This window comes from Streptomyces sp. NPDC005393, assembly GCF_040606675.1.
Classification (GTDB): domain Bacteria; phylum Actinomycetota; class Actinomycetes; order Streptomycetales; family Streptomycetaceae; genus Streptomyces.
Genome location: NZ_JBEXFG010000001.1, coordinates 186085 through 205600, shown reverse-complemented (window position 1 = coordinate 205600; position 19516 = coordinate 186085). Strand labels below are relative to the sequence as shown.

The 19516-nt window shown below is 71.5% G+C and carries 25 protein-coding genes and 2 pseudogenes; 15 read left to right on the top strand and 12 right to left on the bottom strand.

Annotation, left to right across the window (positions count from 1 at the left end; all coding sequences use genetic code 11):
- Positions 1-13 precede the first annotated feature (13 nt).
- Positions 14-790, bottom strand: coding sequence for a class I SAM-dependent methyltransferase (locus ABZS71_RS01035; RefSeq protein WP_356206419.1), 777 nt, complete (start codon positions 788-790; stop codon positions 14-16).
- 89 nt (positions 791-879) lie between these two features.
- On the opposite strand from ABZS71_RS01035, the gene ABZS71_RS01030 reads away from it, so the two are divergent.
- Positions 880-1572, top strand: coding sequence for a CGNR zinc finger domain-containing protein (locus tag ABZS71_RS01030; protein WP_355859513.1), 693 nt, complete (start codon positions 880-882; stop codon positions 1570-1572).
- On the opposite strand, the pseudogene sodX reads toward ABZS71_RS01030, so the two are convergent.
- Positions 1488-1937, bottom strand: a pseudogene (sodX, locus tag ABZS71_RS01025) (nickel-type superoxide dismutase maturation protease); the annotation flags it as partial. The gene ABZS71_RS01030 and the pseudogene sodX overlap by 85 nt on opposite strands.
- Positions 1938-2098: 161 nt before the next feature.
- Here sodX and sodN point away from each other — a divergent pair.
- Positions 2099-2494 (top strand): superoxide dismutase, Ni, encoded by a 396-nt coding sequence (gene sodN, locus ABZS71_RS01020; protein WP_355859511.1) that lies wholly within the window; start codon positions 2099-2101, stop codon positions 2492-2494.
- Positions 2495-2738: 244 nt separating this feature from the next.
- On the opposite strand, the gene ABZS71_RS01015 is transcribed toward sodN, so the two are convergent.
- Complete coding sequence (locus ABZS71_RS01015) at positions 2739-3266, bottom strand: pyridoxamine 5'-phosphate oxidase family protein (RefSeq protein WP_356206845.1); 528 nt, start codon at positions 3264-3266, stop codon at positions 2739-2741.
- Positions 3267-3373: 107 nt separating this feature from the next.
- On the opposite strand from ABZS71_RS01015, the gene ABZS71_RS01010 reads away from it, so the two are divergent.
- Positions 3374-4585 (top strand): serine hydrolase domain-containing protein, encoded by a 1212-nt coding sequence (locus ABZS71_RS01010; RefSeq protein WP_356206417.1) that lies wholly within the window; start codon positions 3374-3376, stop codon positions 4583-4585.
- 59 nt (positions 4586-4644) lie between these two features.
- Here the strand turns inward: ABZS71_RS01010 and ABZS71_RS01005 are convergent, their stop codons facing one another.
- On the bottom strand, positions 4645-5670 hold the full coding sequence (locus ABZS71_RS01005) for a LysR family transcriptional regulator (RefSeq protein ID WP_356206414.1): 1026 nt from the start codon (positions 5668-5670) through the stop codon (positions 4645-4647).
- A 306-nt stretch (positions 5671-5976) separates the two neighbouring features.
- Between ABZS71_RS01005 and snpA the strand changes: the two genes are divergently transcribed.
- Together snpA and ABZS71_RS00995 are read left to right on the top strand one after the other, a co-directional pair.
- Positions 5977-6639, top strand: coding sequence for a snapalysin (snpA, locus tag ABZS71_RS01000; RefSeq protein WP_356206412.1), 663 nt, complete (start codon positions 5977-5979; stop codon positions 6637-6639).
- 247 nt (positions 6640-6886) lie between these two features.
- Positions 6887-7099: a hypothetical protein gene (locus tag ABZS71_RS00995; RefSeq protein WP_356206410.1), complete on the top strand. Its 213-nt coding sequence runs from the start codon at positions 6887-6889 to the stop codon at positions 7097-7099.
- 42 nt (positions 7100-7141) lie between these two features.
- On the opposite strand, the gene ABZS71_RS00990 is transcribed toward ABZS71_RS00995, so the two are convergent.
- Both ABZS71_RS00990 and ABZS71_RS00985 read right to left on the bottom strand, forming a co-directional pair.
- Positions 7142-7582 carry an STAS domain-containing protein gene (locus ABZS71_RS00990; protein ID WP_356206408.1) on the bottom strand — a complete coding sequence of 147 codons (441 nt, stop codon included), beginning with the start codon at positions 7580-7582 and terminating at the stop codon, positions 7142-7144.
- A gap of 228 nt (positions 7583-7810) precedes the next feature.
- Positions 7811-8200: an STAS domain-containing protein gene (locus tag ABZS71_RS00985; RefSeq protein WP_356206405.1), complete on the bottom strand. Its 390-nt coding sequence runs from the start codon at positions 8198-8200 to the stop codon at positions 7811-7813.
- Positions 8201-8365: 165 nt separating this feature from the next.
- Here ABZS71_RS00985 and ABZS71_RS00980 point away from each other — a divergent pair, with 165 nt between their 5' ends.
- The 3 genes from ABZS71_RS00980 (at position 8366) to ABZS71_RS00970 (ending at position 10445) form a co-directional block, all read left to right on the top strand.
- Positions 8366-9325 (top strand): YafY family protein, encoded by a 960-nt coding sequence (locus ABZS71_RS00980; RefSeq protein ID WP_356206403.1) that lies wholly within the window; start codon positions 8366-8368, stop codon positions 9323-9325.
- Between the two features lie 112 nt (positions 9326-9437).
- Positions 9438-10136: an HAD family acid phosphatase gene (locus tag ABZS71_RS00975; RefSeq protein WP_356206400.1), complete on the top strand. Its 699-nt coding sequence runs from the start codon at positions 9438-9440 to the stop codon at positions 10134-10136.
- Between the two features lie 69 nt (positions 10137-10205).
- Positions 10206-10445 carry a hypothetical protein gene (locus ABZS71_RS00970; RefSeq protein WP_355859493.1) on the top strand — a complete coding sequence of 80 codons (240 nt, stop codon included), beginning with the start codon at positions 10206-10208 and terminating at the stop codon, positions 10443-10445.
- Here the strand turns inward: ABZS71_RS00970 and ABZS71_RS00965 are convergent.
- Positions 10398-10517: pseudogene (locus ABZS71_RS00965) on the bottom strand (DUF2330 domain-containing protein); the annotation flags it as partial. The gene ABZS71_RS00970 and the pseudogene ABZS71_RS00965 sit on opposite strands and share 48 nt — an antisense overlap.
- Before the next feature lie 241 nt (positions 10518-10758).
- On the opposite strand from ABZS71_RS00965, the gene ABZS71_RS00960 reads away from it, so the two are divergent.
- Both ABZS71_RS00960 and ABZS71_RS00955 read left to right on the top strand, forming a co-directional pair.
- Positions 10759-11697, top strand: coding sequence for a beta-ketoacyl-ACP synthase III (locus ABZS71_RS00960; RefSeq protein WP_355859491.1), 939 nt, complete (start codon positions 10759-10761; stop codon positions 11695-11697).
- Between the two features lie 50 nt (positions 11698-11747).
- The gene (locus ABZS71_RS00955) at positions 11748-12143 is read left to right on the top strand and encodes a VOC family protein (RefSeq protein ID WP_355859489.1); all 396 of its coding nucleotides are present in this window, start codon (positions 11748-11750) and stop codon (positions 12141-12143) included.
- 45 nt (positions 12144-12188) lie between these two features.
- Here the strand turns inward: ABZS71_RS00955 and ABZS71_RS00950 are convergent, their stop codons facing one another.
- The 3 genes from ABZS71_RS00950 to ABZS71_RS00940 all read right to left on the bottom strand — a co-directional run bounded on the left by ABZS71_RS00950 (position 12189) and on the right by ABZS71_RS00940 (position 14104).
- Entirely contained in the window at positions 12189-12857 is a 669-nt protein-coding gene (locus tag ABZS71_RS00950; protein ID WP_356206398.1) for a helix-turn-helix transcriptional regulator, read from the bottom strand.
- Positions 12858-12901: 44 nt separating this feature from the next.
- Entirely contained in the window at positions 12902-13126 is a 225-nt protein-coding gene (locus ABZS71_RS00945; RefSeq protein WP_355851535.1) for a hypothetical protein, read from the bottom strand.
- A 66-nt stretch (positions 13127-13192) separates the two neighbouring features.
- A complete protein-coding gene (locus ABZS71_RS00940) occupies positions 13193-14104 on the bottom strand; it encodes a glutaminase (RefSeq protein WP_355851532.1) in 912 nt (303 codons plus the stop codon).
- Between the two features lie 162 nt (positions 14105-14266).
- On the opposite strand from ABZS71_RS00940, the gene ABZS71_RS00935 reads away from it, so the two are divergent.
- Complete coding sequence (locus ABZS71_RS00935; RefSeq protein ID WP_355851529.1) at positions 14267-14857, top strand: N-acetylmuramoyl-L-alanine amidase; 591 nt, start codon at positions 14267-14269, stop codon at positions 14855-14857.
- Between the two features lie 61 nt (positions 14858-14918).
- On the opposite strand, the gene ABZS71_RS00930 is transcribed toward ABZS71_RS00935, so the two are convergent.
- Complete coding sequence (locus tag ABZS71_RS00930) at positions 14919-16529, bottom strand: Na+/H+ antiporter (RefSeq protein ID WP_355851526.1); 1611 nt, start codon at positions 16527-16529, stop codon at positions 14919-14921.
- A 47-nt stretch (positions 16530-16576) separates the two neighbouring features.
- Here ABZS71_RS00930 and ABZS71_RS00925 point away from each other — a divergent pair, with 47 nt between their 5' ends.
- The 4 genes from ABZS71_RS00925 (at position 16577) to ABZS71_RS00910 (ending at position 19010) form a co-directional block, all read left to right on the top strand.
- Positions 16577-16837, top strand: a complete 261-nt coding sequence (locus ABZS71_RS00925; protein ID WP_355851523.1) for a UBP-type zinc finger domain-containing protein — start codon at positions 16577-16579, stop codon at positions 16835-16837.
- Between the two features lie 47 nt (positions 16838-16884).
- A complete protein-coding gene (locus tag ABZS71_RS00920; protein ID WP_355851520.1) occupies positions 16885-17421 on the top strand; it encodes a GNAT family N-acetyltransferase in 537 nt (178 codons plus the stop codon).
- Between the two features lie 246 nt (positions 17422-17667).
- The gene (locus ABZS71_RS00915) at positions 17668-18081 is read left to right on the top strand and encodes an anti-sigma regulatory factor (RefSeq protein WP_176180706.1); all 414 of its coding nucleotides are present in this window, start codon (positions 17668-17670) and stop codon (positions 18079-18081) included.
- Positions 18082-18122: 41 nt separating this feature from the next.
- Entirely contained in the window at positions 18123-19010 is an 888-nt protein-coding gene (locus tag ABZS71_RS00910) for an RNA polymerase sigma factor SigF (protein ID WP_355851570.1), read from the top strand.
- 39 nt (positions 19011-19049) lie between these two features.
- On the opposite strand, the gene ABZS71_RS00905 is transcribed toward ABZS71_RS00910, so the two are convergent.
- A complete protein-coding gene (locus ABZS71_RS00905; protein ID WP_356206396.1) occupies positions 19050-19511 on the bottom strand; it encodes a hypothetical protein in 462 nt (153 codons plus the stop codon).
- Positions 19512-19516: the final 5 nt, after the last annotated feature.

Below are 19516 nucleotides of genomic sequence, written 5' to 3'. Positions count from 1 at the left end.
CGCCCTTTCCGGGCTACTTCAGACCGAGCACCATCGCGTCCGAGACCGAGCACCACACGGTCCGCGCCTCCCCGAAGCCCGCCTCGCGCAGCGCGTCCGCGTGCCAGGCGGGGGACTGCGCCTCGCCGTCCGCGTGATCGCCGTCCGCCGGATTGCCGAAGATCGCGAACCGCTCGGCGACGGGCCCGGCCAGCGCCGCGTCCCCCGCGGCGGTCTGCCACCAGTCCACCCAGTCCTGGATGCCCTCGGCCCTGGCCCGTGCCTGGCGCTCCTTCTGGTACGCGTGCTCGGCCGCGTTCAGCCGGGGCGTCGCCGGGTCCGGCATATGGTCGGCGTTGAGGAACACCCCGCCGTCCCGTACCAGGCCCGCGACCTGGCCGTACAGCACCCGCAGCTCGTCGGAGCGCAGCCAGTGGAGCGCCGTGGCGGTGAGAACGGCGTCGTACGTGCGGTGCGGAAGCCGCTCCGGCCACGCCGGGTCGCGCAGATCGGCGGTCACGAACGCGGCGCGGCCGTCCGCCGCGAAGTGGCCGCGCGCGATCGTCAGCAGCGCGGGGTCGAGGTCGACGCCGGTGCTGGTGGCTCCCGGGAACCGGCGCAGCGCCCGGTCCGAGATACTCCCTGTGCCGCATGCGAGATCGAGAATCCTCGGCTCCGGGCCGACGACCGCCTCGACCGCGTCGAGCATCGCCCGGAACCGCTCCTCACGATCGGGGAGGTACCACTCCTGTTGCCGGTCCCAGCTCCGCTGCCACGCCTGCCAGTCCGTCACGGTCACGGTGTCCGTCATCGCGCTCCTCCATGTCGTACCCGTCCGTAATACCCTCGTACCCAGCGCGCCTCTTACCGACCTTAGACCGCCCCTCGTAAGGACCACAAGTGGAACTCGCTTATTACTCGGATCTCGCCGTGCGTCTGGTCAACAGCGAGGAGCCCGCTCGCGGCACCGACGCCCTCACCTCGGTGGACGCCGTACGCGCGCTCTTCGGCGCGAGCCAGCAGGCGGCACGGCGCGCGACCGACGCCGATGTCACCCGGCTGAGGTCCGTACGGGCCCGGCTGCGCGCCGTCTTCGAGGCGGCGGCGGGCGGGGACGAGGTGCTGGCCGTGGATCTGCTGAACGCGCTGCTCATCGAGTTCCCGGTCAGCCCGCAGATCTCCGGGCACGAATACCGCGACGAGGACGACCGGCCCAAGTGGCATATGCACATCGCGGACTACGCGGCCAACGCGGGCGCCGGCTTCGCCGCGACCGCCTCCATGGGGCTCGCCTTCCACCTCACCGAACTGGGCGTCGACCGGCTCGGCATCTGCGAGGCGTCACCCTGCCGCAACGCCTATCTCGACACATCGACAAATCGATCCCGGCGCTACTGTTCCGACCGCTGCGCGACCCGCGCCAACGTCGCCGCCTACCGTGCGCGCAAACGCCTCGACGCCGAGCGCTCCGCCGACGCCGAGCGCAGCCCCCGCGAGGAGCGCGACCTCGACCGCGACCGTACGGGCCGCACGGCGGACGCCGCCCACGACACCCACCCGGCCAACCCGGCCGGCCCCGCCTTCGGCCGCTGAACCCCGCGCCCCGCGCCGGGCAGCGGCCGCAGCCGCACCCACGCACGGGCGATGACCAGCTCGTCCGGCACGACGCCGAACTCCCGGCTGTCGTTCTCCACGTACGGGTTGTCGCCCATGACCCACCAGCCGCCCTCGCGCCGCTCCACCGCGCGCTTGACGATCAGCAGGTCCTGCCGGAACGGATGGCGCAGCACCACCACATCCCCCGGCCGCACGGGCGCGCCGTACCGCACCACCAGCTGGTCGCCGGGGTACAGCGTCGGCTGCATCGACGGGTTGTACACCTCGGCGAGCCCGATCCGCAGCAGTCCGCGCTGGTCGCGGTCCCGCTCCTGCCCGCGATCGTGCAGCTGCTCCCGCATCACCACGGCACCTCCGGTCCGTACTCCACCCACCACCATCCCAGGCATCCCAGCCTGCCACCGGACTTTTGACCTAAGCCCCCCGGGGCACCCGAGAAAAGGCTTCCCCCACGGAGTAATCTCGCACCTGAGAAGACGATCACGAATGGAAGGACGGCTCCATGCTCTCCCGCCTGTTCGCCCCCAAGGTCCAGGTCAGCGCTCACTGCGACCTGCCCTGCGGCGTGTACGACCCGGCCCAGGCCCGCATCGAGGCCGACTCGGTCAAGGCCATCCAGGAGAAGTACCAGGCCAACGAGGACCCCCACTTCCGCGCCCGCGCCACCGTCATCAAGGAGGAGCGCGCGGAGCTCGCCAAGCACCACATCTCGGTGCTGTGGAGCGACTACTTCAAGCCCCCGCACTTCGAGAAGTACCCGGAGCTGCACCAGCTGGTCAACGACACCCTCAAGGCCCTGAGCGCGGCCAAGGGCTCGACCGACCCGGCCACGGGCCAGAAGGCACTGGACTACATCGCCCAGATCGACAAGATCTTCTGGGAGACCAAGAAGGGCTGACCCGCCCTGAACTGCGGCTTCCTCTCCGCAGAGTTCGACTGTCCGCACCCGGTCCGCAGGACTTCCAGCACGGAGTCCATGACGGCCCGGGTGCGGTCGTCTTTTTCCCCCCCGCCCGCCGCAGGTTGGACCTACGGAACGGCGCAGAGAGGGCGGAACTACCGCTCTCCCAACGGAGACGAGGTCTTTCTTCGCCCCGGCGGCTTCCGCCCCGACAACTACCGAGCGAGGCGAGCCTGAACGATCAGGGTTCCGATGTGGCCGGGCTCCGGGAGGGGCGGTTTGTCGCGACGAGCTGGACCGCCCAGATGTTCAAGCACTTCGAGGACCCGAAGCCCGCCCAGTCGCCCTTGCGGAAGCCGAACGCCGTGGTCGGGGCGACCTCGTAGACCAGCGCCTCGCCGCCCTCGTGGTGGAACGCGCCGTCGCGCACCTGGAAGGTCCACTCCTCTCCGTACTTCTGCACATACGCCTCGGCGATCCGCCGGAGCGTGGTGTCGTCGCGCACCGCCGCCGCCTCGCCCTCGACCACCAGGTCCAGCCCCTCGTGGAGGGCGTTCGCGCCCGTGGTGAGGGCGCAGTGCGGGTTGCGCTCGAGGTTCCTGGCCTTCTGCTCGGTCGGTCCGGTGCAGAAGTACAGGGCGCCGTCGAGCCAGACGGAGAGCAGGGGCGTGACATGCGGGCGGCCGTCGTGGCGGACGGTGGACAGCCAGTAGAGCTGTGCCGCCGCCAGCCGCTCACGCCCCTCGGACCATGCGGTGGCGGTGCGCACGGCGGCGGGAAAGTCATCGCTTGTCACCGCGGCTCCTGTGGGAGTCTTCACGAGCGGGAACGACCTGAACCAGATGAACCAGCTGTACCAGGCGAAGGGGACACGCGATGAGCGCCGGAGGGTGGTCCACCGCACGGCTCGGCCGGATGCGTGAGGTGATGGCCCGCCATGTGGCGGACGGCGAGGTGCCCGGCCTGGTCACGCTGGTCAGCAGGCGCGGCGAGACACAGGTCGAGGCGGTCGGCACGAAGGCGGTCGGCGGCGGCGATCCGCTCCGCCGGGACACGATCTTCCGGATCTCCTCGATGACCAAACCCGTGATCGCCGCCGCGACGATGATCCTGGTCGAGGAGTGCGCGCTGCGGCTGGACGAGCCGGTGGAGCGGCTGCTGCCCGAGCTGGCCGACCGCAGGGTGCTCGGACGGCTCGACGGACCGCTGGAGGACACGGTTGCGGCCGAGCGTCCGATCACCGTCCGCGATCTGCTGACCTTCCGGATGGGCTTCGGCCTGCCGCCCGGGCCCCCGGACGCGTATCCCGTGATGAGGGCGGCGGAGGAACTGGGGCTCGCCGTGGGCCCGCCCAAGCCCGCCACCGAGCATGGCCCCGACGAGTGGCTACGGCGCTTCGCGACGCTGCCGCTGATGCACCAGCCCGGCGAGAGGTGGCTGTACAACACCGGGTCCCAGGTGCTGGGCGTGCTGATCGCGCGCGCCGCGGACCGCCCGCTGGAGACCTTCCTGCAAGAACGGATCTTCGAGCCGCTGGGCATGAAGGACACCGGATTCCATGTGCCGCCGGAGAAGCTCGACCGGCTGGCGACCTCCTATATGGCCGACCCCGAGACCGGGAAGCTCGGGCTCTACGACGGCGTCGAGGACAGCCAGTGGAGCCGCCCGCCGGCGTTCCCGGACGGCGCCGCGGGGCTGGTCTCGACGGCCGACGACTATCTGGCCTTCGGGCAGATGATGCTGGACAAGGGGCGGTACGGGAAGGGCGGGCGGCTCCTGTCCCGGCCGGCGGTCGAGGTCATGACGACCGACCAGCTGACGCCCGCCCAGAAGGCCGCCTCCGGGCTGCTCGCCGGCGAGTGGGACAACCGCGGCTGGGGCTTCGGCGTATCGGTGGTCACCGGACGGGACGGCGTGGCCGCGGTCCCCGGGCGGTACGGCTGGGACGGCGGTCTCGGCACGACCTGGGCGTCGGACCCGGCCGAGGAGATGGTCGCCATCATGATGAGCCAGCGGGCGCAGTTCCCGCTCTTCTCCGCGGCGTATCTCGACTTCTGGACGCTCGCGTACCAGGCGATCGACGACTGAGCAGGCGCCGCGAGGCGCGCCTACGAGGCGGGCCTACGAGGCGGGCCTACGAGGCGGGCCTACGAGCCGTCGGCGGGCCCGGCGAGCCCGATGTCCAGGACCGGGTCCGGTATCCGGGCGCTGTGGAAGCGCAGCAGCGGGCTCTCGTTACGGATCAGCCACTGGCGGTACCCGGCGCTCGCCCAGGCGATCTCGACGTACGCGTCCTCGAGATCGCCGAAGAGGGCGTCCACGTCGAGGGGGCCGGCGGTCTCGGCGCGGGCGCCCGTACCCGCCCGTGAGGCGAGGAACAGCCGGACCGTCAGCGGATCCCCGTACAGCGGCCGGACGGCCACGCCCTGCCGGGACCGCGCCGTGGGCTGGCACGGGGTGACCACCTCCCCCGAGGCGACCAGGTCCGCGGCCGTCAGATAGTCCCCGTAGACGACCCTCGGGTTCAGCCCGGCGGCGGCGAGGACCCGGCGCAGCCCCGGCCCCTCGCCGTCCACGCTGGGGTCGACCATCCACTGGTCGGCGGCGAGATCGGTGAGCCGCACCACGGGCCGGCCGGCGGCCGGGTGGGTCTCGGCGAGGGCGACGAACTGCGGCTCCCGCGCGAGGAGTACGCGGCGCTCCACGCCCTCGGGGACCCTCAGCGGCGCGCCCTCGACCTCGTGGACGAAGGCGACGTCCAGCTGGCCCGCCGCGATCATATGCAGCAGTGCGTTCGCGGAGACGTCGATATGGATGGTGGTGTCCGTGTCGGGGTACCGGGTGCGGAGCCTGCGCAGCCATCCCACGACGGCCCGGCTGCTCGTACTGCCGATGCGCAGCCGGGCGTCCGCCGCCTGCCCCGCCTCCAGCCGGACCTCGCTGACCAGGGCGTTCATCTCGGCCACGATCGGCCGGGCGCGGCACAGCACGGAGCGCCCGAGCGGGGTCGGGCGGCTGCCGGTGACCTCCCGCGAGAACAGCCGGCCGCCCACGGTCTTCTCGATGCGCCGGAGCTGTGTCGTCAAAGAGGGCTGGGTCATGCCCAGCTGTCGCGCCGCCTTCCGGAGGCTGCCGGTGTCGGCGATGGCGCACAGTGCACGAAGGTGCCTCACCTCGAGCTCCACGGCGGGAGCATAACGGCGTTCCCGTACGCCACACCAGCCTCTGAAACCCCGCCAAACCCGCGCCGACGAGGGCCAATCGGTGGTCCAACACCGGTCAACGGACGGCCAATTGGCCGCCGTCGAGCGCCGGTCGAAAGCGGGGTGGGATATGCCTTCCTGCTATCGCCAGTTGATATCTCCGCGCGACACCGGATCTCCTCAAGACTCTTCGGCACCAAGAGTTCATCCCACGGTCACCGGCCGCCGCACCCCACACGGCGGCCGGTGGCCCGAGGACGATGAGGAGCCCCCCACATGACCCTGCCCACATCGGCGCTGTCCGTGACCCTCGGCCTCGGCCTGGCGGCGAGCCTGTCCGCCCTGCCCGCTTCCGCGGCCACGCCCGGTCACACCGCCGCCCACCGCATTACCGCGGCCGCCTATGTCGCGAGCGGCCAGGAGCGGGCCGACACCGACGCCTTCATCAAGGCCGTGATGAAGTCGGCACTGGCCAAGCGCGCGAAGTCGCCCAGCACGACCGCGGCCGTCACCGTCACCTACAACGCCGGCCAGGCCCCGACCTTCCGGTCCGTGATAACGCGCAGCGCCCAGATATGGAACGCGTCGGTGAGCAATGTGAAGCTGCAGGAGGGCAGCAACCCCGACTTCACCTACCGCGAGGGCAATGACTCGAGGGGCTCGTACGCGAGCACCGACGGCCACGGCAGCGGCTATGTCTTCCTGGACTACGCGCAGAACCAGCAGTACGACTCCACCCGGGTCACCGCCCATGAGACCGGCCATGTGCTGGGTCTGCCGGACCACTACTCGGGCCCGTGCAGCGAGCTGATGTCCGGCGGCGGCCCCGGCCCGTCCTGCACGAACGCGCAGCCGAACCAGGCCGAGATCAGCCGCGTCAACCAGCTGTGGGCCAATGGTCTGGCCTCGATCGACAAGGGACTCGCCAAGGCCCACTGAGCCTGCTGATCCCACTGTTCCCACTGATCCGCTGATCCATGGATCAGGGCCCACCCGCCCGCACCCGGTCACCCGACGCCGGGTGCGGGCGGTCGGCGTACGGAGGCGCGTACGGGGACGGAGAGAGAGCGGTGCGCGGGGAGCGCCGCCGCTCGCGACCGGAGGTACGGTGTAGACACCAGGAGCATTCCGCACAATCCGGCCGGACCTCCTCCCGGCCGGGGCTCCGCCCCAGGGAGTGAGCACCATGGAGACCGTCATCACCGTGGTCGTGATCCTCGTGATGATCGCCGTGGGCGCCCTGCTGATCCACCGGACGAACATCCTGAACGGCAACCACGTCTCGGCCGAGCAGCACGACGACCTCCCGGCCGGCCGCCACTCCCGTCTCGGCCGCTGGCTCCACGGGCGGTCGCACCGGAGCCATCGGATGACGCCTCCCCAGGACCGCCGGGTGTGAGACCCGCCGCCGGACGGCCCCGGCCGCGCCGGACCGGCCGGGCTACTCCTCCCGGAGCGCCTCGTACAGTGTGGGCACCGGGCGCAGCACATCGAGCAGCCGTCCCGCGTGCAGCGTACGAATGACCAAGGGGTTGTCGCAGACCAGCCGCAGCCGGCCGCCGCGCTCCGCGACCCGCCGATGGGCGCGGCACAGCAGCCCCAGGCCCGAGCAGTCGACGAAGGCGGCGGTCCGTAAGTCGACGATGACCAGGCCCGGGGGCGTGACGGCGGCGGTGGCGGCGTCCAGCAGCGGCCCCACGCTCTCCAGCCCCGCGATGTCGATCTCGCCATGGAGCTCGACGACCGCGTGCTCGCCGATCCAGTGCGTACGGGCGCGGGGCGCGGGGTCCGGGGACGGGCGGGCGGTATCCGGGGCAGCGGCGGCCGGGGCGGCGGTGTGCGGCGGCACCGGCGCATGACGGGGAGCGCCTTGCTGCGTCATCGCGATATCCCCTCGGAACGGCACACTGCCCCCTCTCACCTCCGTCAGGGTCCCGGGAGCGGGCAGGGTCGGGCTTCGGGTACGGATCCGCCGGGTCCTTGGGTGACGTCCCGCGAGCGTACGGGGGTGACCCTGGGTTGTGGAGGGAGGAACGCAGCATTACGCCCCGGAAGTCCGCTCATCCGAGTGAAATTCTGTTCGTCCTATTGACACTTGGTCAGATGCGCCTCATGCGAAGGCGTCGCTCCCCCCGGCCACTGGGTCCGCATCCCCCGCGATCACCGGTGCCAGATCATCCAGCACCTCGAAGGCGTCGTCCAGCCCGACCATCCGCAGCAGCCGCAGAAACCGCGGATCGACGATCACCAGCCGCAGCCGGCCCTCCCGGTCCAGCACCCGGTTGCGCAATCGGCACAGCAAGGACAGCCCGGCGCAGTCCAGGAACGTGACCGGCCGCAGGTCCAGGACCAGATCCGGACACCTCGGTTGGCCGAGGGCGTCGAGCCGAGCCGCGATCCGCCCCGCGGCGAAGATGTCCAGCTCTCCCGCGATCTCAGCGACCGTGACGCCGCCCAGCGCACGCACACGGACACCGAAGGCAGGCCGATCATCGAACATGCAAGCCTCCTTGACATGGTGGAGGCGCGCGACACCGGAGCCCGCAGCCACGCCGGTCACCGCCGGGGATCCAGGCCGGCCCTTCAGTACATGACATACCCATCTACCGGCTGACCAGTCAACGAACAGCCGGGCACGTGTCGTTGGCCTATTTAGGCTGTCGCCATGACCGACACCCCCGCCCGGCTGCTCGCGCTGCTCTCGCTGCTTCAGACGCCCCGCGAATGGCCCGGCAGCGAGCTCGCCGAGCGGCTGGAGGTCAGCCCCCGCACCATCCGCCGCGATATCGACCGCCTGCGCGATCTGGGGTATCCGGTGCGCGCCACCATGGGCGCGACGGGCGGCTACCGGCTGGCGGCGGGCACCGCCATGCCGCCGCTGCTGCTGGACGACGAGGAGGCCGTGGCCATCGCGGTCGGGCTGCGCACGGCGGCGGGCCACACCATCGAGGGCATCGAGGAGGCGTCCGTACGGGCCCTCGCCAAGCTCGAACAGGTGCTGCCGTCCCGGCTTCGCCACCGGGTCGGCGCCCTGAGCGCGGCCACCGTGCCGCTGCCGCCGGCCGGCGAGGGCCCGACCGTCGACCCCGGGCGGCTGACCGCGCTGGCCGCCGCGGCCGCGGGCCATGAGCGGCTGCGCTTCGCCTACCGCGCGAGCGACGGCACCGAGAGCCGACGGCTGGTGGAGCCGCACCGTCTGGTGCCCGCCGGGCGCCGCTGGTATCTCGTCGCGTACGACAACGACCGCGAGGATTGGCGCACCTTCCGGGTCGACCGGATCCGCGACCCGCGCCCCACCGGCGTACGGACCGCGCCGCGCGAACTGCCCGCGAAGGACGCCGCCGCTTATCTCGTCCGCGCCCTGTACGACCTCGCGCCCGCCTATAAGGCGGTGGCGACGGTGCACGCACCGGCCGCGGCCGTGGCCGAGCGGGTGCCGGGCGCCACCCTGGAACCCCTCGACGCGCACTCCTGTCTGCTGCGCACCGGCACCGACTCCCTGGAGTGGCTGGCCTTCCGGCTGGTGCTGCTCGGCGTCGAGTTCGAGGTCCATGAGCCGCCCGAGCTGATCGCGTACCTGCGGACGCTCGGGGCCCGGGCCGGCCGGGCGGCGGGGGACGGCTGAGAGGCGGCCCCATGAAACGTTACTCATCAGTAACGTATCCGCCTCCTCACGTCCACCGGCAGCCGTGAACATGTCATGGGGCAGACCCGTTTCGACTCGAGGGATGTGACCGATGACAGCAGCACGCGCGCGATCGCGACGGCTCGGCGCGACGACGGTGGCCGTAGCCATCGCCATCGGCGTCGGCACCACGGCCACCACGGCCACCACGGCGACCGCCGCCACGACCAGCACCACGGTGGCCACGGCGCAGCCGAGCGCCGCCACCGGCGCCGCCACCGGCACCGGCACCGGCACCGGCACCGGCACCAACGACAAGGTCGACTACGAGACCTGGCAGCGCGATGTGCGGGCCATCATCGACGGGCAGGCCCGCCCCTACGTCGAGCAGCGCACCGCGCACCCGGCGGGCGAGAAGCAGGCCATCGTCCTCGACATCGACAACACGTCGCTGGAGACGGACTTCGGCTTCACCTACCCGCAGCCCGCCGTCGCCCCGGTCATGAAGCTCTCCCAGTACGCGCACGACCGCGGCGTGGCCATCTTCTTCGTCACCGCCCGGCCGGGCATCCTCACCCTCCCGACCGAGTACAACCTGGAGAAGGTGGGCTACCCGGTCGCCGGTGTGTACGTACGCCACCTGCCCGACCTCTTCCAGGACGTCGCCGCGTACAAGACGGCCAAGCGCGCGGAGATCGAGAAGAACGGCTACACGATCATCGCCAACATCGGCAACAGCCCCACGGACCTCACCGGCGGCCACGCCGAGAAGTCCTTCAAGCTGCCGGACTACGACGGCCAGTTGTCCTGAGCCGGCGCCGGGTATCCCGGCCCCCAGGACCACCTCACGGCGCGGCGGCGTCGCCTCGTCCTTACGGCCGTGAGCGCGGCCGTAAGGACGGACGAGGAGGCCGCCGCCCACCGTCAGCAGCCACACCGGGACGCCGCCCACCGTCAGCAGGGTGTCGTGGTAGATCACCTGCTGATACGGGTCGTCGTGGGCCGTCCGGCGCAACTCGTGGTCGCCCGAGATTCGTTCGGGCCGCGGGAAGTCCTGCCGGAGCGCCGTCAGGAACATCGGCGGGCCGCCCGCCGACTCAGCCAGCTCTCCGTGCGGTGAGCGGTCCCGGCCGACCCGCCCGGCGTGGACCGCCTCGGGCGGCCGGCCGCCGATGTCGCCGCGTGGCTCCATCCGGTGCGGGGCCAGTACGTACAGCTCCAGTGTGCGGGGTGATCCGGTCCGCCGGCTTCACTCCGGCGCCGGATGAGGAAAGGCCGAAAGCTCCAGATCTCGGGGTGGAAGATTGGTGAGTACCCGCGCGCACGGCACGTCGGTTCCCCTCAAGACTGGACACACCGCAGACTGTGCGTCGGCACCTACGCGAAGGACGCGAAATACGTCGACACCGACACCCGCGCGAAGGGGATACCCGATGACCGGATCACGCGTACTGGCGCTCGGCCACTACCAGCCCGCGAGGGTGCTCACCAACGACGACCTCGCGGCCATGGTCGACACCAGCGACGAGTGGATCCGCAGCCGGGTGGGCATCCGCACCCGCCATATCGCGCGCCCTGACGAGACGGTCGACGAGATGGCCGCGGCCGCCGCCGCCAAGGCGCTGGCCCACAGCGGGCTCTCCCCCTCCGACATCGACCTCGTGCTCGTCGCGACCTCCACGGCGATCGACCGCAGCCCCAATATGGCGGCCCGCGTCGCCGCCCGGCTCGGCCTGACCCGCCCCGCCGCCATGGACGTCAATGTGGTGTGCGCGGGCTTCACCCACGCCCTCGCCACCGCCGACCACGCCATGCGGGCCGGGTCCGCCACCGCGGCGCTGGTCATCGGCGCCGACAAGTTCACCGAGGCCGCCGACTGGACCGACCGCTCCACCTGTGTGCTGGTCGGCGACGGCGCGGGCGCGGCCGTGGTCGTCGCCTCCGAGGAGCCGGGCATCGGCCCGGTGGTGTGGGGCTCGGTCCCGGAGATGGGCCACGCCGTCCGTATCGAGGGCACGCCGCCCCGCTTCTCCCAGGAGGGCCAGTCCGTCTACCGCTGGGCCACCACCCAGCTGCCGCCCATCGCGCGGGAGGTCTGCGAACGGGCCGGGATCGGGCCGGAGGATCTGGCCGGGGTCGTCCTCCACCAGGCCAATCTGCGGATCATCGAGCCGGTCGCGCGGAAGCTCGGCGCCGTGAACGCGGTCATCGCGCGCGATGTCGTCGAGTCCGGCAACACCTCGGCCGCCAGCATTCCGCTGGCCCTCTCCAAGCTCGCCGAACGCGGGGAGGTCGGGGCCGGCGACCCCGTGCTGCTCTTCGGCTTCGGCGGCAATCTGTCGTACGCCGGGCAGGTCATCCGCTGCCCCTGACGTCCGATTCGTTCAAGACCGGCGGCCGTGGCGGTGCCTAGGCTGCCCGCATGACACCACGATTCGACGCGATCGGCCTGGTCGTCGCGGACATGGCCGCCTCGCTCGCCTTCTACCGCCGCCTCGGCCTGGACATCCCCGCCGAGGCCGACACCCAGCCGCACGCCGAGGCGCCGCTGCCGGGCGGATACCGCCTGCTCTGGGACACCGTCGAGACGATCCGCTCCTTCGACCCCGACTGGACCCCGCCGAGCGGCTCCAACCGGGTGGGGATGGCCTTCGCCTGCGACAGCCCGGCCGATGTCGACAAGACCTACGCGGAGCTGGTGCGGGCGGGGGTGCGGGGAGAGAAGGAGCCGTGGGATGCGTTCTGGGGGCAGCGCTACGCGGTGGTCCTCGACCCGGACGGCAACGCCGTGGACCTCTTCGCCCCGCTGTCCCCCTGACCCCACGCCCACCGCGGCCGGGCCCGGCCACGGCCCGGTGTGCCCCTATGCCAGCAGTCGGCTCAGCGGCAGCCCGGCCAGCGCCCTGACCTCCCGCGCCAGGTGCGCCTGGTCCGCGTAACCCGCCACCAGCGCCACCTCCGCGTACGGGACACCGCCCCGCGCGAGCGTCAGCGCCCGGTTCAGCCTCAGCACACGGGTCAGCGTCTTGGGGCCGTAGCCGAAGGCCGCGAGGGAGCGGCGGTGGAGTTGGCGCTCGCTCAGACCCACCGTGGCGGCGACCTCGGACACGCTCGCTCCGCCCATCAGCCCCGCGACGACCGCGCCCAGCGCCGGGTCGGGAGGTTCCGCGTCACGCAGACGGCCCAGGGCGGCCTCCTCCAGGACGCGGCCCGCGAAGCCACGGCCGCCGCCACCGGCCTCCGCCAGCCGCTCCCGGACCCTCCGCACCTGCGCCTCCGGCCACAGCGCGGCCAACGGCACCCGCAGATTCCGCAGCTCATGGGCGGGCACACCGAGCACGGCGGGCCCGGCCCCGGGGGCGAAGCGCAGGCCCACATAGTGGCTGCCGGGCGGGGCGGAGGCCAGGTGGGGGTGGGTGTCGGGGCCGGCGACGAGGAGCTCGCCCGCGGGTCCCGTGTCGCTCCAGATCAGATCCGTACAGCCGTCCGGCAGCACCCGCTGCTCCCCGGCCCCGGCCGTACGGGTCCACACAACCGCGCCACCACCGAGCCGCGACCTCCGCTCCCGATACCCGCTCAAGGGACCTCGCGCAGATACATCGCACCGCAGGAGTGGCAGAAGGGGCCCGAATCGTCCGTGGCCCACAGGTCGGCCGCCTGCGTCTGCGCGTCCGGGGCCAGTTCCCGTCCACACATCGCGGTCGTGCCGTTGCCGCGGACCATGTGCCAGATCTTGACCGGGGCGCCCGCGACCCTCCCGGAGCTGCCCTCCTCGTATTCGGCGCGCATCTCATGCAGCATGGCGGTTCACCTCCTGCTCACCACCACTACTCACCATGGTCCCGCCGCCCCACGCCGGACGCCACCTTAGAAGACCGACCACCCCGTCAGCGTGGTGAAGTGGTCCAGCGCCGCCACCCCGGCCACCGAATTACCGCGCGAGTCCAGCCCGGGGCTCCAGACACACAGCGCGCAGCGGCCCGGTACCACCGCGACGATGCCGCCACCGACGCCGCTCTTGCCGGGCAGCCCGACGCGGTAGGCGAAGTCGCCCGCCGCGTCGTACGTACCGCAGGTGAGCATGACCGCGTTGACCCGCTTCGCCTCGCGCCCCGACAGCAGCCGGGAGCCATCGGCGCGCAGCCCGTGGCGGGCCAGGAAGCCGCCGGCCAGGGCCAGGTCGCGGCAGCTCATCTCGATCGAGCACTGCCAGAAGTAGTGCTCGAGAACGGTCGGGACGGGGTTGTCGAGGTTGCCGTAGCTGGCCATGAAGTGGGCGAGGGCGGCATTACGGTCGCCATGAGCGGACTCGGACTCGGCGACGGCCCGATCGAAGGCCAGGTCGGGGTTGCCGCTCTCGGCGCGCAGGAAGTCCAGCATGGTGGTGCTGGCGTCGCCGGTCAGGGTGTGCAGCCGGTCGGTGACGACGAGCGCGCCGGCGTTGATGAACGGATTGCGCGGGATGCCGTTCTCGTACTCCAGCTGCACCAGGGAGTTGAAGGGGTTGCCCGACGGCTCCCGGCCGACCCGCCGCCAGAGCTTCGCACCGTCCTGCGCGAGGACGAGCGCGAGGCTGAACGCCTTGGAGATGCTCTGCACGGAGAACGGGTGCTCCCAGTCGCCGACGCCGGTGACGCCGCCTTCGACGCCCGCGAGGGCCATCCCGAAGCGGCCCGGGTCCACCGAGGCGAGCGCCGGAATGTACTGGGCCGGCTGTCCCCGGCCGATCTCCGGCTCCACATGGGCCGCGACCTCGTCGAGTACTGCCTGGTAGTCCATGGTGCCGTGGTTCTCCTGCGCGTCGTCGAGCGGATCAGACGCACGATATCCGCAGCCGCGCGTTCATCACCCCATGTGTTGATAGGTGTGCGATGGGTAAGCAAGCAGTGACACGGGCGGGCCGCGACCGGGGCCCGCCGCACGATGAGGACGGAGGCGGTCATGGCCTCACCCATGTCCGCGGGGGACTTCCTGGCGGCACTGAAGGACGAGGGGCTGCGGGTGGAGCAGGTCGGCGACTGGCGGCATCACAACAGAAACCACAAGGGGCCGTGGGGCCCGGTCCACGGAGTGATGATCCACCACACCGTCACCTCGGGCACCGAGCTGACCGTGGAAATCTGCCGGGACGGCTTCGAGGGGCTGCCCGGCCCGCTGTGCCACGGCGTGATCGCCAAGGACGGCCGAGTGCACCTGGTCGGCTACGGCCGCGCCAATCACGCGGGGCTCGGCGATGACGACGTGCTGCGCGCGGTGATCGCCGAAAAGGCGCTGCCGCCGGACAACGAGGCGAACACCGATGGCAATCGCGCCTTCTACGGCTTCGAATGCGAGAACCTCGGGGACGGCGAGGACCCGTGGCCACAGGCCCAGCTGGAGGCGATCGCGCGGGCCGCGGCGGCGGTCTGCCGCTACCACGGCTGGACGGAGCGCTCGGTGATCGGCCACCTCGAATGGCAGCCGGGCAAGGTCGACCCGCGCGGCTTCACCATGGACGCGATGCGCGCGCGGATCCATGAGCGGCTGAAGTGATCGGGATGACGTGATCGGGATGACGTGATACCGGGCTGAGGTGATCGAGGGAGGGCGGGGCTCAGTCCCCGTCCTCCGGGGCCCCCTCCCGGTAGGCCGCGGCCTCCTCCAGATCCAGCCTCCGCAGCAGCGTCCGCAGCATCTCGTCGTCGATCTGCCGTGCGTCCCGCAGCTTCACGAACACCTCCCGCTCGCTGTCGATCACCTCCCGGGCCAGCCTGCGATAGGTGTCGTCCACCGATTCGCCGGTCACCTCGTTGACCGCGCCGAGCCGTTCCCAGACCGCGTTACGGCGCCGCTCCAGCACCGAGCGCAGCCGCTCTTCGAGCGGCGGCGGCAGGGCGTTGCGCTCATCGGCGAGGAGTTCGTCGAGCCGGCGCTCGGCGGCCTGGGACGCCGCGCTCTGCGCCTGCGCCTCCGCGAGCGTCTCGGCCCGCAGATCGCGGCCGGGCATCCCGAGCCGCCGGATCAGGGCCGGCAGGGTGAGGCCCTGGATGACCAGCGTCCCGATGACGGTGGTGAAGGTCACGAAGAGGATCAGATTGCGGGCCGGGAAGGGCGCCCCGCCGTGCACCGTCTCAGGGATCGAGAAGGCGATGGCCAGTGAGACCACGCCGCGCATCCCGGCCCAGCCGACGATGACCGGCGCTCTCCAGTCGGTCTCCGGCTCGCGCTCGCGGATCCGTCCGGAGAGCATGCGGGGCAGGAAGGTCGCCGGGAAGACCCAGATGAAGCGCACCACCACCACGGCCAGGAAGACGACGGCCGCGTACCAGGCCGCCTCCCCCGCCCCGTACTCCCTCAGGGCCCGCACCACGACCCGCAATTGCAGCCCGATCAGCGCGAAGACCGCCGACTCCAGGACGAAGGCGATCACCCGCCACACCGCGGCCTCCTGGAGCCGGGTCGCGAAGTCGACCTGCCAGGAGTGGTGTCCGAGGTAGAGCGCGACCACCACGACCGCCAGCACGCCCGACGCCTGGACCTGCTCGGCGGCCGCGTACGCGACGAAGGGGATGAGCAGCGAGAGGGTGTTCTTCAGCAGTGGGTCGCGCAGCCGGGTGCGCAGCCAGTGCAGCGGCACCATCAGGACCAGCCCGACCCCGACCCCGCCGACGGCCGCGAGGACGAACTCCCGGACCCCGTCGACCCAGGTGGCCCCCTCCCCCACCGCCGCGGCCAGCGCCACCCGGTACGCGGTGATCGCCGTCGCGTCGTTGACCAGGGATTCACCCTGCAGAAGCGTCGTCAGCCGGGAGGGCAGCCCGACGCGCCGGCCGATGGCGGTGGCGGCCACGGCGTCCGGAGGGGCGACCACCGCGCCCAGCACCAGGGCGGCGGGCAACGGCAGATCCGGCATCAGCAGATGGGCGATCCAGCCGACCGCGACCGTCGCGAAGAGGACATAGCCGACCGAGAGCAGGGCGATGGGCCGTAGATTGGCGCGCAGGTCCAGATAGGAGCTCTCGAGCGCTGCAGTGTGCAGCAGCGGCGGCAGCACCAGGGGCAGCACGATGTGGGGGTCGAGCGTGTAGTCGGGCACCCCCGGCACATACGAGGCCATCAGCCCGGCCGTGACCAGCAGCAGCGGCGCGGGCACCGGGGTCCGGCGGGCCGCGCCGGCGACTGCCGCGCTGCCCGCGACCAGCATCAACAACGGCAATACGTCCATCGGCCAGGCCCGTCCCGTCCCCGTTCGGTTGGCTTAGTCTGGCAATCATGAGCGAGTGTGCGCATGTTCTCGGCCTGCCGCGCTCCGAGCCGGAGCCGCTGACCGACACCTGTCCGAAGTGTCTGGCGGTCGGCAGCCACCCCGTGCAGCTGCGGCTGTGTCTGGAGTGCGGCCATGTCGGCTGCTGCGACTCCTCGACGCACCAGCACGCGACCCGGCACTTCGAGGAGACCGGCCATCCGGTGATCCGCAGCTTCGAACCCGGTGAGGAGTGGCGCTGGTGCTATGTGGACCGGCTCATCGTGTAGGGGAGGGAGCCCTGCCGTTTTGTCGGTGCGGCCCGTAGCCTTCACACATGATCCGATCAGCGAAGCCGTCCGATGTCCCGGCGATCCATGCGATGATCCGCGAGCTGGCGGCGTACGAACGGGCGCCGAGGGAGGCGAGGGCCACCGAGGAGCAGCTGCGCGAGGCGCTCTTCGGGGCGCATCCCGCGGTCTTCGCGCTGATCGCCGAGGAGGCCGGGGAGCCCGCCGAGCCGGTGGGCTTCGCCCTGTGGTTCCGTAACTTCTCCACCTGGACGGGCACCCATGGCGTGTATCTGGAGGATCTGTATGTCACCCCGCGGGCCCGCGGCGGCGGCCACGGCAAGGCGCTCCTGGCCGAGTTGGCGCGGATCTGCGTGGAGCGGGGTTATGCCCGCTTCGAATGGTCGGTGCTCGACTGGAACGAGCCGGCGATCGGCTTCTACGCCTCGCTGGGCGCCGAGCCGATGGACGAGTGGACGGTGCGCAGACTGGCGGGAGAGCCGCTGCGAGCGCTGGCCGCCCAGGGATCGGGCACTGCTGCGACCAGCGGTTCGTTGAGTGAGGCGACATCTCTTTCGAATTGAGACCGCAGACCCCTAGCCACGCTGTGTACTCATGTGCTTACTATGAGTAATATCGGGAACCTTCGGGTCAGGGTTTCACCCGTGACGGGGGCCGTGCTTCGTCCGGGCGACACCGAGCCGCAGATCGCGATAGCGTCGCAGCCGAACCACACATAGCGCCGGTCCGTCCATCCTCCACCATAAGGGTTCACGGCCGACGCTCCAATCAGCTCAGCTCAACCAGCTTGTGTCACCTTGGAGGTGAGGGTGTCCCAGATCGCAGGCGAGCCCGGGACCCAGGACTTCGTCGAAGTCCGGCTGCCCGCTGCGGGTGCCTATCTGTCGGTGCTGCGTACGGCGACCGCCGGCCTCGCAGCCCGCTTGGACTTCACCCTCGACGAGATCGAGGATCTGCGTATCGCCGTCGACGAGGCATGCGCGATCCTGCTGCAGCAAGCCGTGCCCGGCAGTGTGCTGAGCTGCGTCTTCCGCTTGATCGACGACGCACTGCAGGTGACCGTCTCGGCTCCCACCACCGACGGCCGCGCCCCCGAGCGCGACACCTTCGCCTGGACGGTGCTCTCCGCACTGGCGGGCAAGGTGGATTCGACCGTGGCCGAGGACCGTACGGTCAGCATCAGCCTGTACAAGGAGCGCGGCGCCGGCCCCGGACAGCCGTGACGGAACGAGGGGGCTCCGTGAGCACTGCATCATCGCGGGGAGTGCGTACCCCGGCCATCCCGCACCCGCCGGCCCGGCCGCATCCCGCGGACTCGGAGGCGGCAGGAGACCGACCAGAGCGGGCGGACCACATGGATCAGCACGAGCACGAGCAGGTGCGTCAGCAACACGATCCGCACGACCGGACCGGCGCGCGGGCGATGTTCTTCGAGCTGCGACGGCTTCCGGAGGGCTCCTCCGAGCGGGCCGAGCTGCGCAACAGCCTCGTGCGAATGCATCTGCCGCTGGTCGAGCACCTGGCGCGGCGCTTCCGCAACCGGGGCGAGCCGCTGGACGACCTGACCCAGGTCGCCACCATCGGGCTGATCAAGTCCGTGGACCGGTTCGACCCGGACCGCGGGGTGGAGTTCTCGACGTATGCGACCCCCACGGTCGTCGGCGAGATCAAGCGGCACTTCCGCGACAAGGGCTGGGCGGTGCGGGTGCCGCGCCGGCTGCAGGAGCTGCGGCTGTCGCTGACCACGGCCACCGCGGAGCTCTCCCAGCGGCACGGCCGCGCGCCGACCGTGCATGAGCTGGCCCAGCATCTGACCATCTCCGAGGAGGAGGTGCTGGAGGGGCTGGAGTCCGCCAACGCCTACAGCACCCTGTCCCTGGATGTGCCGGACACGGACGACGAGTCCCCGGCGGTCGCCGACACCCTCGGCGCGGAGGACGAGGCGCTGGAGGGCGTCGAGTACCGCGAGTCTCTCAAACCGCTGCTGGAGGATCTGCCACCGCGCGAGAAGAAGATCCTGCTGCTGCGCTTCTTCGGCAATATGACGCAGTCGCAGATCGCGCAGGAGGTCGGCATCTCCCAGATGCATGTCTCACGGCTGCTGGCCCGCACGCTGGCGCAGCTGCGGGACAAGCTGCTCGTCGAGGAGTAGTGAGCGGTGCCCGGGGCCCGTCCCGGGCACCCGCTGCGCCTACGCGTCGCGCGGGCCGATGCCCAGCGCCTCGGTCGCCGTCGGATTGATCAGCAGCGCCAGGGCGGCGAGGGCGGCGAGGGCGGTGGCCACTCCGGCGGCGAGCAGTGCGCCACCGTTCTGTACGAGCGTCCAGGCCACCGGCAGCGCCATCAGCTGGGTGATCATCGCAGGGCCGCGGCTCCAGCGGCGGCGCCGCCACAGCCCGCGGGCCGCGGCCAGGGGCAGGGCCGCGAGCGCGAGCACGGTGACGCCGAGCATCTCCGCCTGCTGCGGGCTCTCCGGGTCTCCGGTCAGCCCCATGATCAGCACATAGACGCCGAAACCCAGGAGCACCACGCCCTCGACGGCGGCGAGCACCGAGGCCGCGGTCAGCCGGGCCGGACGGGGCCCGGCGGGGGCGGCGTCGGTCTCGGAGGCGGGTGCGGCCTTCTTGGCGGTAGCGGACTTCTTACTGCTCACCCCGG

Excerpts from the sequence above, each read along its gene's own strand:
- ABZS71_RS01035 (WP_356206419.1), bottom strand. The coding sequence starts at position 790 with ATGACGGACACCGTGACCGTGACGGACTGGCAGGCGTGGCAGCGGAGC.
- sodN (WP_355859511.1), top strand. The coding sequence starts at position 2,099 with ATGCTCTCCCGCCTGTTCGCCCCCAAGGTCCAGGTCAGCGCTCACTGC.
- ABZS71_RS01010 (WP_356206417.1), top strand. The coding sequence starts at position 3,374 with ATGAGCGCCGGAGGGTGGTCCACCGCACGGCTCGGCCGGATGCGTGAG.
- snpA (WP_356206412.1), top strand. The coding sequence starts at position 5,977 with ATGACCCTGCCCACATCGGCGCTGTCCGTGACCCTCGGCCTCGGCCTG.
- ABZS71_RS00995 (WP_356206410.1), top strand. The coding sequence starts at position 6,887 with ATGGAGACCGTCATCACCGTGGTCGTGATCCTCGTGATGATCGCCGTG.
- ABZS71_RS00990 (WP_356206408.1), bottom strand. The coding sequence starts at position 7,582 with ATGACGCAGCAAGGCGCTCCCCGTCATGCGCCGGTGCCGCCGCACACC.
- ABZS71_RS00985 (WP_356206405.1), bottom strand. The coding sequence starts at position 8,200 with ATGTTCGATGATCGGCCTGCCTTCGGTGTCCGTGTGCGTGCGCTGGGC.
- ABZS71_RS00980 (WP_356206403.1), top strand. The coding sequence starts at position 8,366 with ATGACCGACACCCCCGCCCGGCTGCTCGCGCTGCTCTCGCTGCTTCAG.
- ABZS71_RS00975 (WP_356206400.1), top strand. The coding sequence starts at position 9,438 with ATGACAGCAGCACGCGCGCGATCGCGACGGCTCGGCGCGACGACGGTG.
- ABZS71_RS00960 (WP_355859491.1), top strand. The coding sequence starts at position 10,759 with ATGACCGGATCACGCGTACTGGCGCTCGGCCACTACCAGCCCGCGAGG.
- ABZS71_RS00955 (WP_355859489.1), top strand. The coding sequence starts at position 11,748 with ATGACACCACGATTCGACGCGATCGGCCTGGTCGTCGCGGACATGGCC.
- ABZS71_RS00945 (WP_355851535.1), bottom strand. The coding sequence starts at position 13,126 with ATGCTGCATGAGATGCGCGCCGAATACGAGGAGGGCAGCTCCGGGAGG.
- ABZS71_RS00940 (WP_355851532.1), bottom strand. The coding sequence starts at position 14,104 with ATGGACTACCAGGCAGTACTCGACGAGGTCGCGGCCCATGTGGAGCCG.
- ABZS71_RS00935 (WP_355851529.1), top strand. The coding sequence starts at position 14,267 with ATGGCCTCACCCATGTCCGCGGGGGACTTCCTGGCGGCACTGAAGGAC.
- ABZS71_RS00930 (WP_355851526.1), bottom strand. The coding sequence starts at position 16,529 with ATGGACGTATTGCCGTTGTTGATGCTGGTCGCGGGCAGCGCGGCAGTC.
- ABZS71_RS00925 (WP_355851523.1), top strand. The coding sequence starts at position 16,577 with ATGAGCGAGTGTGCGCATGTTCTCGGCCTGCCGCGCTCCGAGCCGGAG.
- ABZS71_RS00920 (WP_355851520.1), top strand. The coding sequence starts at position 16,885 with ATGATCCGATCAGCGAAGCCGTCCGATGTCCCGGCGATCCATGCGATG.